Consider the following 13,953-nt stretch of genomic DNA (forward strand, 5'->3'; position numbering starts at 1 on the left):
AGAGCCGGGCACGAGCCGAAACAGGAACTGGGAGCGGGCGCAGCGCAATGGGTGAGGTCTTCGCGGGTCGGTACGAGCTGATCGATCCGATCGGACGTGGTGGCGTCGGCGCCGTCTGGCGTGCCTGGGACCACCGGCGTCGCCGGTACGTGGCGGCCAAGGTGCTCCAGCAGAGCGACGCGCACACGCTGCTGCGCTTCGTCCGCGAGCAGGCGCTGCGGATCGAGCATCCGCATGTGCTCGCCCCGGCCAGTTGGGCTGCGGACGACGACAAGGTCCTGTTCACCATGGATCTGGTCAGCGGCGGCTCGCTGGCACATGTCATCGGGGACTACGGCCCGCTGCCCCCGCGCTTTGTCTGCACGCTGCTGGACCAGCTGTTGTCCGGGCTGTCGACGGTGCACGCCGAGGGGGTCGTGCACCGCGACATCAAGCCCGCCAACATCCTGATGGAGGCCACCGGCACCGGCCGGCCGCATCTGCGGCTCTCCGACTTCGGCATCTCCATGCGCAAGGGCGAGCCGCGCCTCACCGAGACCAACTATGTGGTGGGAACGCCTGGTTACTTCGCGCCCGAGCAGATGATGGGTGCGGAGCCCGACTTCCCCGCGGACCTCTTCGCCGTCGGTCTCGTCGCGCTGTATCTGTTGCAGGGTCAGAAGCCCGACTCCAGGGCTCTCGTCGAGCATTTCGCGTCGCACGGCACACCCAGCGCCCCGCAAGGCATCCCGGAACCGCTGTGGCAGGTCCTCGCAGGCCTGCTCCAGCCGGATCCCCAGGCCCGGTTCCGGACGGCCACGGGCGCGCGCAAGGCTCTGACCGCCGCCGTCGAGATGCTGCCGGAGCCCGGCGTCGACGACGAACCGGTGGAAGTCTTCGACCAGATCGGCCCGCTGCCCGCCGGATTCGGTCCCGCAGGCCCCCTCGCGGCCCCCCGGACTCCCGCCCAACCCGCGCATGCCGCGCAGAACCCACAGATCACACCCACGGGCCAGGCACTCCAGCAGGACGCCCGACTGTCCGGACAGCCGTCCGTACAGCAGCCGCACACCTCGTCGCCCTCCTCGATGTCGGAAACGGGCAGCTTCCACCTCGCCCCGCCTCCGCAGCAGCCACCCACCCCCCAGCCACAGGCCCGGACTCAGGCCCAGTCCCAGCCGGTGCAGCCGGCCGCTTTCCCCCATCCGCTCCCGGCGCATACAGGTTCCCCCTTCCCTGCCGCCGCACCGGATCCCTCCCAGGCCCCGACAGCAGCGGTGCAGCACGAACAAGCTCTCACTCGTGCTTACACCGCTCAGCAGCCGCAGGTTCCCCATCCCACAGCGGGAGTTCCCGCGCACGTTCCTCAGAGGCGCCCGGGACCGCCCCTGAAGGTGGCGGTCCCGGTCCTGCTGGTGGCGCTGATCTGTTTCGCCGTGGGTATCTGGGCGCTGACTCAGACCTGAGTTCGCCGGCCTCAACCGCTGACGGCTCCCGACCGCCAGGGCCGCCCCGGAATCACCAGGCCTGCGGCGGTCCTCCGTACGGCGGCTGCCCGGCCGTGCCCACGGCTGCCTGCCCGCCCGCGACGGTCGCCGCGCGTCGCCGCGCGAGCAGCGTCCACGCCCCGAGCACGAGCACGAGCACGGCGCCCGCGCCGATCCCGGCGGCGGCAACCACCTCCATCGTGTCGCTCTTGGCGGCCTGCGGGGCACTCTGCCCGTCCCTGGCCATGTCCTTGTCGTCCTGTGTGACACCGAAGAGCCCGGCGGAACCCTCGTACGGCGACGGACCCGCGGAGTTCTCGACCTTCACCTTGAGGGTCATCGGGATCGCCCTCTTGCCGTAAGCCTTCTCGACCTTCGGGCTCAGCGTCACCGACAGGTAGTACCAGCCCGCGAACCGCATGGCGCTGACATCGGCGCTGGAGGCGAACCGGTTCTCGTACGCCACCGGAGGCAGCGGATCCAGTGCCACGGAGGCCGGCTTACCCGAGTACGACAGCGGCGAGGCCTCGTCGACATGGCCGTGTGCCGGATTGTCCAGGGACAGTGCGAGCGCGCTGCCGACGTATTCGTCCGATCCGTCGACGCTGTTGCCGAGATCGACGGTGGCGAAGATCTGCTGCCCCCAGTCCACCGGCACCCGGTAGAAGCGGGTCTGCCCCGGCTCGATGGTGTCGTCCCACTCGCCGGTGTCCAGGCTGGTGGCGTCGTAATAGCTGGTGCCGCCCGGCCGTTTCTGCGCGGCCTGGGTGGGCGGTGACGGCGACGCCGACGGCCAGTTCTCCGGCGCCTCGGTCGGTACCGACCCGCCCTGCTTCAGCTTCGGCTCCGAGTTGTAGCGGAGCTCCAGGTCCCACTCCTCCGGAGTCGAGGTCTCCTTGCCCTCCCGCTCGACCAGCACGTTGTACGTACCGGCCTCGTCGCAGGTGGTGCTGCCCTTCTCCGGGACCCGGTAGGCGTACGCGGCAATCGGGCGGGGGTACTCCGCCGACTCGAACCTGGCATCCTCCGAGCTGCACTGCAGGTCCGTGCTGTCCCGGATGCTGACCGTGATGCCGTCCCCGTACGCGACCTGGCCGCCGAGCTTGGGCACCGCCACCGCCGAGACATACGCATTCGTGCCGGCATCGAGGTCGATGCGGTAGTAGAGCTTCTCGCCCGGCTTGATCGAGCTCTTGTACACGGCTCCGGGGGTCAGCGCCGACGCATCGGTGCTGATCTCCGCGCCCCGGACCGTCTTGGCCTCGGGGTCGAACGTGTACGGAGCAGGCTCCCCGGCCGCGTACGCCTGCCCCGGCAGCGCCGCCACCGCGCACATCGCCGCGACTGCGGCCAGCGTCGCCCGGCCCCTGTTGCGCTGGCTCATCACGCGCTTCCCCTCGTCGTCTGGGTGGCCGACCTGCGGCGGCTGCGCACGAACACCAGCCCCGCGATCACAACCACCACGGCGACCGCCCCGGCAGCGGCCGCGATGCCGGTCCATCCTGCCCCGCCCGTACCATCGCTGTCTGCGGCCGAAGGTGAATTGCCCCTCTTGTCCGCCTCGTTGCCCATCTTCTTCCCGAGGACGGGCGCACCGTGTTCCGGTCCGGCCCGCTCGTCGCCGAGCACCGATACCCGAAGCACCACACCGACCTGCGGGTTCTCGGCGATCTCAGCGGCCCGCGCACCCAGCGTCACGGAGATGTAGAACTCGCCCCTGGTGTGCACCGGCTGGACCGCGGAGCGGTACTCGTAACGGTTGGTCCAGGCGACCGGAACCGACCCCATCCTGATTGCGGCCGGACGACCGTTGTACATGGCCGTCGAGGTGAACTCGCCGCCACCGCCGACCGGGAAGCGGGCCGGTGTGAACAGCTGCGTCGCCCCGTACGAGTACGAGGAGGCCCGCTCCACGGTCGGCTCGTTGGCGAACTCGACGTCGTAGCGCACCTGCTGGCCCCAGCCGGCCGGAACTTTGTACCAGAGCGTCTGCGACGGCAGGATCCGGTCGCGCCACACGCCCCGGCCGAGCTCCTCGGCATCGTTGAATCCGGTGCCGCCCCGCACATCACGCGGGTCACCGGAGGGCAGCGCGGCGCTCCTGCCGCCCACGCCGTACTCCGGCTCCGAGGCGGCGGGCGTGACCCCCTTCTTCAGCGGCACCTCCACCCCGTGGACGAGCTCCAGCGGCCAACGCGCAGCATCGGAGCCCTTCCTGCTCTCCCGCTCCACCACCAGCCAGTAGCGGCCCGCCCTGTCACAGACGCGGGTTCCCTCCGGGGCGGGGATGCGGGCGACCGCCGAGGTCAGCGGGACCGCGCCCTCCTTCTGGTAGAAGTGCTCGGTGTTCGTCGCGCAGGAACTCTCGGCGCCGTACGCAATGCTGGTACGCAGCGCATCGAAGGTGTCGACAGCCGCCCCGGGCTGAGGCACAGCCGTCGCCGAGAAGTCCGCCGTGGACACCGCGTCCAGATCGACGGCGTAGTACCGCTTCTCACCCGGGCCGATGGCGTCCAGATACTGCCCGGGTGCGAGCAAAGGTGCCCGGTCGCCGGTCGCGGCGCCCTCGACCCGCTTGCCGCGGAACCGGTAGCCGTCCGCGGAGAGTTGCGATGCCCGCTGCAACTGCCTGGCCAGTGACTTGGCGTCCGGCGCGTCGTAGTAGCGGCCGTTGCCCGCCTCCGCGATGCATTCGAGCTGCTCGCGGGCCCTGCCCTTCACCTGGAAGCCGACGGTGTCGATCCGCAGTCCGGCCCTGTCGTTGCCGAGCTGCTCGGCCACCTCGCAGGGCTGCGGCGTGCCGCAGTTGTCCTCACCGTCGGAGATCAGCAGGATCGTGCGCGTCCCCATGGCGCCGTCGGCGGACCCGGGAAGGTCCTCCGCGGCCTTCTGCAGGGACAGGCCGATGGGTGTGTCTCCTCTGGGCCGCACGCCTGCCACGGCCTCCTTGACGGCGGTGCGGTCGAGCGGTTGCACCGGCCGTAAGAGCCGGGTGTCCGTACATCCCTGGGGGCGATCGGCGCCGTACACCCGCAGCCCGGTCGGATAGTGGTCGGGGAGACCGTCCACGACCGTGCCCACGGCGCTGCGTGCGGTTTCCATCCGGGTCCGGCCGGTGCCGTCGTCGTCCGCCATGGATCCGGAGGAGTCCAGCACCATGACGAGGCTGCTGTTGTCCGGGGCGGCCGTGCCCGGCGCGGCAGCTGCTCCGTGGGCTCCGGATCCGGCTGCCGCGGCCGGCAGCGCTCCTGCCATCAGGGCGAGCAGTGCCCCGCCGGCCAATGCCCCCACTGCTGTTGCAGTCCGGCGGTGATTGAGTCCCCTCACCCGTGCCCCCCTCGACCGAAACGCCTGCCTCTTTGCTCACGCAACTTATTGATTTGCGTAGGCGAACTCAAGAGCACGGGTGTCACGGTCCCGCAACAGCACGAAGCCCCGGCCGCTCAGCGACCGGGGCCCGCAAAAAGGCTGTTCTGTCTCACACACCCGAACCTGCGGGCACGGAGTCAGTCGCCTCCGTCCACAGATCCTGCTCGGCGCGATCCGCCTGGATCTGGCGGTACACGAGGAGCCCGCCGATGGCGGCCAGTGCGACCAGGAGAAGCTTCTTCACCGCGCGACCTCGTCTTTCCTTGACGTAGGAGACTTCTGCCGCCCGACTATACACACCGGCCGATATCGATCGGTTACCTCCCCGCGACCCAGCCGGCGCCCGGGTAAAACCGACCATCCCGACCGGTCCGCACCAACTCGTCCAGCCCGGTTGAACCATACGAGTGGTGTTCATCTGAAGATCGGCGGATCCGTGGCGTCGGTCCCTCAAATCGCGAGCCGGATCCACATCATCAGAAAGGTAAGCAAACCGGACCACCCGAAAGCGAGGGGCCATGAGCGCCTTCAAGGTCAAGAGCATCTGGACCGCCTTCATCACCGCCTTCTTCGCGCTCCTCGCGTCGATGGGGCTCATCAGCGCCCCCGCCGCGAACGCGCAGCAGCCGACGGCCACGAACCAGGAGCACACGGGTGCTGCCGCCGCAACCGCGACCACCCCGTCGGTGCGATGGACCCTTCCGCGTGACAGGGCGCTGCCACCCACGATGAAGCAGCGCATCCGCGCCGAGGCGCACGGCTCGTCACCGGCCACCAGAAACCTGACCGTGGACGCGAGGAACACCCTGGGCGCCACAGGCACCACAGGCGCCGCCCGCATCGCGCACGGCACCCCGGCGGGGAAGGCATCACTCCTTCCACCCTGAGAGCGGTGCACCTGACGCACAGGGCCCCTGGTCCGGTTCACACCGGACGGGGGCTTTTTCGTGCGCCCGCACCCCTGCCGGGAAAGGGCCCGCCCGCTCACTCCTGCCGCACCCTGCCCCGTACACCGCCACGCACCGACCGCCCCGCGCGTACAGCGCCACCTGCAACCGCCCCGCACACACACCCGCGCGTACAGCGCCACGTACAACCGCCCCGCCGCGCTGCGCGCGTACAGCGCCACCTGCAACCACCGCGCGCACCCCCGCGCCGTTGCACCGCCCCACGCACGGCCACCGCCCCCACCGGCCCGTGCACCCCGGCGCGCAGAAGATTCCACAACAGCACCAGGCGAACCGCAGATGACGGACGACCCCGAACACGCGCAAGCACACCGCACACCATCGAACGCAGAAGGCCCGGTATCTCCGAAGAGATACCGGGCCTTCTGTTGTCACTGTGGGGCTAACAGGATTTGAACCTGTGGCCTCATCCTTATCAGGGATGCGCTCTAACCAACTGAGCTATAGCCCCGCCGCGCTGCGCGCTGACTTCTGAAGATTAGCGCACGTCGGGGCCAGTCCCAAAATCGATACCCGAAGCCCTACTCGTCCTCGGCCAGCGTGAGCTCCACGCCGCCCACGAAGCCCGCCGACAAGTTGTAGATGAAGGCGCCCAGCGTCGCCAGCGCGGTGGCCAGCACCACGTCGATCACCGCGATGACCGACGTGAAGATGAGAACGCGCGGAAGCGACAGGAACGACTGCAGATCGAAGCCGTTGCTCTCGTTGGAACCGGTCGCCTCGCTGATCGTGCCGCCCACGGTGGAGAAGACGCCCATGGCGTCCATCACCATCCACAGGACCGCCGCCGCCACGACCGTGCAGATGCCGAGCGCGATGGAGAGCAGGAAGCTGACCTTCATCACCGACCACGGGTCGGCCTTCGCCACCCGCAGTCGCGCCTTACGGATTCGCGGAGTTGTCCGCGCCCCCGTCCGCGGCAGACGGGTCGCCTGCGCATCACCGGCGCCCTGTGTGCCGTGCTGCTGCGCTCCTTGGGGCCGGCCGCCCTGCGTCCCGCCCGCGGGCGAGGGGTACGCCTGCGGCGGGTGGTAAGGCCCGCCTGCCTGCCCCGGTGCGGGCTCGCGTTCGCCGGGCAGCGGCCCGGTCGCGTATCCCTCGTACTGGGGCTGAGGCCCCCGGGTGTCTGTCACAGTGCCCCCTTGGGAGTCCGTGGCAGGGCCACGGGCACCGTTCGCTCCGGCTCCGGAAGCGGCCGGCCCGGCGCCCGTGGCTCCACTCACGCTCTACTCCTCGTGCTCCCCGGCCGAAGGCGACGTGCCTTCGACAGTGCCCTCGACAGTCGACTCGGCTGTCGTCACCTCGGCAGTCGTCTCGACCGTCTCGCCCTCGGCGTCACCGGCCCCGTCGACCTCTTCGGCCTCGCGGCCGGCCTCGGCGTTACGAGCGATACCGACGACGGCATCGCGCTTGCCCAGATTGATCAGTTGGACGCCCATGGTGTCACGGCCCGTCTCCCTGACTTCATTGACTCGCGTACGAATCACACCACCGCCGAGCGTGATGGCAAGGATCTCATCCGTCTCCTCGACCACCAGCGCGCCGACCAGCGAGCCCCTGTCCTCCACGATCTTGGCGGCCTTGATACCGAGGCCGCCGCGACCCTGAACGCGGTACTCGTCGACGGGGGTCCGCTTCGCGTACCCACCATCGGTGGCAGTGAAGACGAACGTACCTGGCCGAACGACATTCATCGAGAGCAGTTGGTCGCCCTCGCGGAAACTCATCCCCTTGACACCCGAAGTGGCGCGGCCCATCGGGCGCAGCGCTTCGTCCGTCGCAGTGAACCTGATCGACTGGGCCTTCTTGCTGATGAGCAGCAGATCGTCCTCGGCCGAAACCAGCTCCGCACCGATCAGCTCGTCGTCGCTGCCGTCCTCCGTCTCACGGAGGTTGATCGCGATGACACCGCCCGAGCGCGGCGAGTCGTAGTCCTTCAGCGCGGTCTTCTTCACCAGGCCGCCCTTCGTGGCCAGGATCAGATACGGCGCGGCCTCATAGTCGCGGATCGCCAGGATCTCGGCGATCTGCTCGTCCGGCTGGAACGCCAGCAGGTTGGCGACATGCTGCCCGCGCGCATCACGGCCGGCGTCCGGCAGCTCGTACGCCTTGGCCCGGTAGACCCGGCCCTTGTTGGTGAAGAACAGCAGCCAGTGGTGGGTCGTCGACACGAAGAAGTGGTCGACGATGTCGTCTTCCTTGAGCTTCGTGCCGCGCACGCCCTTGCCGCCGCGCTTCTGCGAGCGGTAGTCGTCCGTCTTCGTACGCTTCACATAGCCGCCGCGCGAGATCGTGACGACGATGTCCTCCTCGGCGATCAGGTCCTCGATGGACATGTCACCGTCGAAGGGCACCAGCTTGGAGCGTCGGTCGTCGCCGAACTTGTCGACGATCGCCGCCAGCTCTTCGCTGACGATCTGCCGCTGCCGCTCGGGCGACGCCAGGATCTGGTTGTACTCGTTGATCTTCGCCTGGAGCTCGTCGTGCTCGGCCGTGATCTTCTGGTGCTCCAGCGCGGCCAGTCGGCGCAGCTGCATCTCCAGGATCGCGTTCGCCTGGATCTCGTCGATCTCCAGGAGGCCCATCAGGCCCTCACGGGCGATCTCGACCGTCTGGCTGCGCCGGATGAGGGCGATGACCTCATCGATCGCGTCGAGCGCCTTGAGCAGACCGCGCAGGATGTGCGCCCGCTCCTCCGCCTTGCGCAGGCGGAACTTCGTACGCCGGACGATGACCTCGATCTGATGCGTCACCCAGTGGCGGATGAACGCGTCGATCGACAGCGTGCGCGGCACCCCGTCGACCAGGGCCAGCATGTTCGCGCCGAAGTTCGTCTGCAGGTCGGTGTGCTTGTACAGGTTGTTCAGTACGACCTTGGCGACCGCGTCCCTCTTCAGCACGACCACAAGACGCTGGCCGGTGCGCGAGGACGTCTCGTCACGGACGTCCGCGATCCCGCCGACCTTGCCGTCCTTGACCAGGTCGGCGATCTTCTGCGCGAGGTTGTCGGGGTTGGTCTGGTACGGAAGCTCCGTGACGACCAGGCACTGCCGGTTCTGGATCTCCTCGACCGCGACGACGGCGCGCATCGTGATGGACCCACGGCCCGTGCGGTACGCCTCCTCGATGCCCTTGCGGCCCACCACGAGCGCACCGGTCGGGAAGTCCGGGCCCTTGATCCGCTCGATCAGGGCGTCCAGCAGCTCCTCGTGCGAGGCCTCCGGGTGCTCCAGGTACCACTGCGCACCCGACGCGACCTCACGCAGGTTGTGCGGCGGGATGTTGGTCGCCATGCCGACCGCGATGCCCGCGGAACCGTTGACCAGCAGGTTCGGGAAGCGCGCCGGCAGAACCGTCGGCTCCTGATTACGGCCGTCGTAGTTGTCCTGGAAGTCGACGGTCTCCTCGTCGATGTCCCGGACCATCTCCATGGACAGCGGCATCATCTTGCACTCGGTGTACCGCATGGCGGCAGCCGGGTCGTTGCCCGGAGAACCGAAGTTGCCGTTGGAGTCCACCAGCGGCATCCGCATCGACCACGGCTGCGCCAGTCGCACCAGTGCGTCGTAGATCGACGAGTCACCGTGCGGGTGGTACGTACCCATGACGTCACCGACGACACGGGCGCACTTGTAGAAGCCCTTCTCGGGCCGGTAGCCGCCGTCGTACATCGCGTACAGCACACGGCGGTGGACGGGCTTGAGACCGTCCCGTACGTCGGGCAGCGCACGCGACACGATGACGGACATCGCGTAGTCGAGGTAGGAGCGCTGCATCTCCGTCTCGAGCCCGACGGGCTCGACACGCATTCCCACACCCGCGGCTGCGGGTTCTTCTTCAGGCGTCACAGGGGTGTTCTCGTCGGCCATTGCTGGTCAAAGTCCTTTCGAGCGGCGGCTTGCTGGTACGGCCGACTCAGATGTCGAGGAAGCGGACGTCCTTGGCGTTGCGCTGGATGAACGAGCGCCGTGCCTCGACGTCCTCACCCATCAGCACCGAGAAGAGGTCGTCGGCCTGCGCCGCGTCGTCCAGCGTGACCTGGCCGAGCACCCGGTGATCGATGTCCATCGTGGTGATGCGCAGCTCCTCGGCGTTCATCTCGCCGAGACCCTTGAAGCGCTGGATCGAGTCTTCCCTGATCCGCTTGCCGTTCTGCTTGCCGAGCTCGACGAGGGCGTCGCGCTCGCGGTCCGAATACGCGTACTCGAAGTCGTCCCGACCCCACTTGATCTTGTAGAGCGGCGGGCGGGAGAGGTAGACGTGCCCGGCCTCGACCAGCGGACGCAGGAAGCGGAAGAGGAACGTCAGCAGCAGCGTGTTGATGTGCTGACCGTCGACGTCGGCGTCCGCCATCAAAATGATCTTGTGATAGCGGAGCTTCTCGATGTCGAAGTCCTCGTGGACTCCGGTACCGAAGGCCGAGATCAACGCCTGGACCTCGGTGTTCTGCAGGATCTTGTCGACCCTGGCCTTCTCGACGTTCAGGATCTTGCCTCGGATCGGCAGGATGGCCTGGTACATCGGGTTACGGCCGGACTTCGCCGAACCACCGGCGGAGTCACCCTCGACGATGAAGATCTCGCACTTCGTCGGGTCGTTGGACTGGCAGTCGCTCAGCTTGCCCGGCAGCGAGGCGCTCTCCAGGAGACCCTTGCGACGCGTCAAATCGCGCGCCTTGCGGGCCGCGACGCGGGCCGTGGCCGCCGCGATGCCCTTACGGACGATGTCCGCCGCCTCGTTCGGGTTCCGGTCGAACCAGTCCGTGAGGTGCTCGTGGACAACCTTCTGGACGAAGGTCTTCGCCTCCGTGTTGCCCAGCTTGGTCTTCGTCTGACCCTCGAACTGCGGCTCGCCCAGCTTCACCGAGATGATCGCCGTCAGACCCTCACGGATGTCGTCACCGGTGAGGTTGTCGTCCTTCTCACGCAGCAGCTTCTTGTCCCGCGCGTACTTGTTGACCAGCGTGGTCAGCGCCGCGCGGAAACCCTCCTCGTGGGTACCGCCCTCATGCGTGTGGATCGTGTTCGCGAAGGAGTACACACCCTCGCTGTACTGCGTGTTCCACTGCATCGCGATCTCGGCCGAGAGGAGTCGCTCCTTGTCCTCGGCCTCGATGTCGATCACCGACTGGTGAATGACGTCGCCCTTGCGGGAGTTGAGGTACTTCACGAAGTCGACGATGCCGCCCTCGTAGTGGTACGTGACCGTGCGGGCCGCTTCCTCCTCGGCGATCTCGACCGCCTCCGCGACATCCGCACCCGCCGTCGCCTTCGCCGACTCACGCTCGTCGGTGAGATTGATCGTCAGACCCTTGTTGAGGAACGCCATCTCCTGGAAACGGCGCGCCAGAGTCTCGAAGGAGTACTCGGTGGTCTCGAAGATGTCCCCGTCGGCCCAGAAGGTGACCGTGGTCCCCGACTCCTCGGTGGCCTCGTTACGGGCCAGCGGCGCCGTCGGCACACCGAGCTTGTAATCCTGGGTCCAGCGGTAGCCGTCCCGCCTGACCTCGACGGAGACGCGCGACGACAGCGCGTTCACCACGGAGACACCGACACCGTGGAGACCACCGGAAACGGCATAACCGCCGCCGCCGAACTTACCGCCGGCATGCAGCACGGTCAGCACGACCTCGACCGCCGGCTTCTTCTCCGACGGCACGATGTCGACCGGGATACCACGACCGTTGTCGATCACACGAACCCCGCCGTCGGCGAGGATCGTGACGTCGATCGTGTCAGCGTGCCCGGCCAGGGCCTCGTCGACCGAGTTGTCGACCACTTCCTGTACCAAGTGATGCAGGCCACGCTCACCGGTCGAGCCGATGTACATGCCAGGTCGCTTGCGGACCGCGTCCAAGCCCTCGAGGACGGTGATCGCGCTGGCGTCGTACGAGGCAGTTACCCCGCCGCTCTCACCGGGTGTGGACGGAATGTTCTCGTTGGGGTTGCCGGAATCGGCCACGAAGCGCCCTTTCTGGCACAGCACAGGCCGTTCTCCGGGCAGGCGGGAGCGGCTGCGTCGTTCGGCTTGTATCGACGACTCCCGCGAAGATGCGGGATTGTCCACCAGTCTACCGGTAGCGCCGACATGAATGGGGGTTTGCCGGTACCTGAGTCCGCATGTGCCGCCCTGGATGAGCGCCTGACGACTCCCCATATTCAGGATGGGGCTCTAAGAGGCTCACACGGGCATTGAGCGCTTCGGCCTGTCAACCTCCCGCTACGGTGAGGGACGCATCAGCCGATCCGCACGGTTTCAATCGCCACAGAACGACACATCCCAGAACCCGAGGGCACCGCGGCGAACCAGGCAGCACACCGCCACAGCCGACTCTCGGCAGAACCGGTAACGCCTGCCGCCGGAGCCCGACAGGGGGCCGAGTATGAAGAGAAATCCCAGGTCAGCCGTACGTGTCGCCCGGGCCGGTACTCCCCGGCGCGCGCAGCGGACCGTACCTGCGCTGCGGACCGCCCGGCCCCAACACCTTGATCAACTTCACTGTGCCGTGCCCCAGATCCGCGTTGAGCCGCGCCACCAGCTGCGGCGCCAGCAGCCGCAGCTGCGTCGCCCACGCCGTCGAATCGCACTGCACCGTGAGCACCCGCTCCTCGGGGTCCTCGTCATAACGCAGCGGCACACAATGATTGGCCAGATCCTCACCGACGATCTGCGGCCAGCGGCCCATCACTCCGCCCACCGCAGCAGGCGTCTCCCAACCACGCTCGGTGATCAGACGATTGATCGCAGCACCCAGCGGCAACGGATCACGACCGTCCGCCCGCGCTCCGGAACGCAGCCCGCCGCCCCGCCTGGCCTGCTTCTTCTGCTGGGCCGCAGCACCCCGCGCCCGCGCCTGCTCCTTCGCGGCACGCAACGCCACCCGGGCCAGATCGACCCCCGACGCCTCCGGCTGCTTCACCTCGGGCGCCGGTTCCTGCGGGCCCGAACCGCCGGCAGCCCCCATGCCCTTCGCCACACCACCGGAGCCACTCATACGCGCTCCACCTCGCCCGCCGACACCGTGTACCGCGTACCCGCCAGCACGCCCGGAACGTCATCGTCCACCGCGGCCGTCACCAGCACCTGCTCACCCGGAGCCACCAGCTCCGCCAACCGCTCCCTGCGCCGCGCGTCCAACTCGGCAAAGACATCGTCCAGAACGAGCACCGGCTCATTGCCCTCGCTGCGCAGCAGATCGTACGAAGCCAGCCGCAACGCCAACGCGTACGACCAGGACTCGCCATGGCTCGCATACCCCTTGGCAGGCATACCGCGCAGCCCCAGCAGCAGATCGTCACGGTGCGGGCCGACCAGCGTCACACCCCGCTCGATCTCCTGCTTACGCACCTCCGCGAGGGCAGCGATCAGCTGCTCGTACAGCTCGTCCCGGGTACGGGCCGGCTCCACGCCCGCGCCGACCGAACTGCGGTACTCCAAGGTCACAGGGCCACCGCCGGGCGCGACATCCGCGTACGACTTGTCGGCCAGCGGCTGCAGGGTCGCGATCAGATCGAGCCGCTGCGCCAGCAGCTCCGCGCCCACCCGGCCCAGATGCTGGTCCCACACATCGAGGGTGGACAGATCCATCGACCGGCCGCCGTGCCTGCGCGCCATCGCCGCGGACTTCAGCAGGGTGTTGCGCTGCTTCAGCACCCGCTCGTAGTCCGAGCGGACCCCCGCCATCCGCGGCGAACGCGCCGTTATCAACTCGTCGAGGAAGCGCCGACGCTCCCCGGGATCGCCCTTGACCAGCGCCAGGTCCTCCGGAGCGAACAGCACCGTCCGCACGATCCCCAGCACGTCACGCGGCCTGACCTGTGACGATCTATTGATCCGGGCGCGATTGGCCTTGCCCGGATTGAGCTCCAGCTCGATCAGCTGGGAGCGCTCGCCCTGTGCGACGGCGGCCCGGATGACAGCCCGTTCCGCACCCATCCGTACCAGCGGGGCGTCGGAGGAGACGCGGTGGCTGCCCAGCGTCGCGAGGTAGCCGACGGCCTCGACGAGATTCGTCTTGCCCTGGCCGTTGGCACCCACGAACGCGGTGACGCCCGGATCGAGAGGTACCTCGACCCGGGCGTACGAGCGGAAGTCGGCCAGCGAGAGATGCGTGACATGCATGGGTGTACGCCGACCTTCCCGGCTTCCTG

At 68.2% G+C, this 13,953-nt stretch carries 10 protein-coding genes and 1 tRNA gene; 2 read left to right on the top strand and 9 right to left on the bottom strand.

Going from position 1 to position 13,953, the window contains the following annotated elements; all coding sequences use genetic code 11:
• Window positions 1-47 precede the first annotated feature (47 nt).
• Complete coding sequence (locus OHB49_RS21610) at window positions 48-1,445, top strand: serine/threonine protein kinase (RefSeq protein ID WP_329162296.1); 1,398 nt, start codon at window positions 48-50, stop codon at window positions 1,443-1,445.
• Window positions 1,446-1,497: 52 nt separating this feature from the next.
• Here OHB49_RS21610 and OHB49_RS21615 read toward each other — a convergent pair whose 3' ends face one another.
• The 3 genes from OHB49_RS21615 to OHB49_RS21625 form a co-directional block, all read right to left on the bottom strand.
• Window positions 1,498-2,850, bottom strand: a complete 1,353-nt coding sequence (locus OHB49_RS21615; RefSeq protein WP_329162300.1) for a hypothetical protein — start codon at window positions 2,848-2,850, stop codon at window positions 1,498-1,500.
• Window positions 2,850-4,721, bottom strand: coding sequence for a vWA domain-containing protein (locus OHB49_RS21620; protein ID WP_329166575.1), 1,872 nt, complete (start codon window positions 4,719-4,721; stop codon window positions 2,850-2,852). Before OHB49_RS21620 ends, OHB49_RS21615 begins: the two co-directional genes overlap by 1 nt.
• Window positions 4,722-4,944: 223 nt before the next feature.
• Window positions 4,945-5,079, bottom strand: a complete 135-nt coding sequence (locus OHB49_RS21625) for a DLW-39 family protein (protein WP_003958712.1) — start codon at window positions 5,077-5,079, stop codon at window positions 4,945-4,947.
• A gap of 274 nt (window positions 5,080-5,353) precedes the next feature.
• Between OHB49_RS21625 and OHB49_RS21630 the strand changes: the two genes are divergently transcribed.
• Window positions 5,354-5,722 carry a DUF6344 domain-containing protein gene (locus OHB49_RS21630; protein ID WP_329162302.1) on the top strand — a complete coding sequence of 123 codons (369 nt, stop codon included), beginning with the start codon at window positions 5,354-5,356 and terminating at the stop codon, window positions 5,720-5,722.
• Window positions 5,723-6,180: 458 nt separating this feature from the next.
• Here the strand turns inward: OHB49_RS21630 and OHB49_RS21635 are convergent.
• The 6 genes from OHB49_RS21635 to recF all read right to left on the bottom strand — a co-directional run bounded on the left by OHB49_RS21635 (window position 6,181) and on the right by recF (window position 13,924).
• Window positions 6,181-6,254, bottom strand: a tRNA-Ile gene (locus tag OHB49_RS21635).
• A gap of 70 nt (window positions 6,255-6,324) precedes the next feature.
• Complete coding sequence (locus tag OHB49_RS21640; RefSeq protein ID WP_030972428.1) at window positions 6,325-6,936, bottom strand: DUF3566 domain-containing protein; 612 nt, start codon at window positions 6,934-6,936, stop codon at window positions 6,325-6,327.
• A gap of 93 nt (window positions 6,937-7,029) precedes the next feature.
• The gene (gene gyrA / locus OHB49_RS21645; RefSeq protein ID WP_329162306.1) at window positions 7,030-9,672 is read right to left on the bottom strand and encodes a DNA gyrase subunit A; all 2,643 of its coding nucleotides are present in this window, start codon (window positions 9,670-9,672) and stop codon (window positions 7,030-7,032) included.
• A gap of 46 nt (window positions 9,673-9,718) precedes the next feature.
• Window positions 9,719-11,788, bottom strand: coding sequence for a DNA topoisomerase (ATP-hydrolyzing) subunit B (gyrB, locus tag OHB49_RS21650; protein WP_329162308.1), 2,070 nt, complete (start codon window positions 11,786-11,788; stop codon window positions 9,719-9,721).
• Between the two features lie 415 nt (window positions 11,789-12,203).
• A complete protein-coding gene (locus tag OHB49_RS21655; RefSeq protein ID WP_030972420.1) occupies window positions 12,204-12,797 on the bottom strand; it encodes a DUF721 domain-containing protein in 594 nt (197 codons plus the stop codon).
• Complete coding sequence (gene recF / locus OHB49_RS21660; RefSeq protein ID WP_329162310.1) at window positions 12,794-13,924, bottom strand: DNA replication/repair protein RecF; 1,131 nt, start codon at window positions 13,922-13,924, stop codon at window positions 12,794-12,796. The genes OHB49_RS21655 and recF overlap by 4 nt, the downstream gene beginning before the upstream one ends.
• Between the last annotated feature and the right edge of the window lie 29 nt (window positions 13,925-13,953).

This window comes from Streptomyces sp. NBC_01717 (assembly GCF_036248255.1).
Classification (GTDB): Bacteria; Actinomycetota; Actinomycetes; order Streptomycetales; family Streptomycetaceae; genus Streptomyces.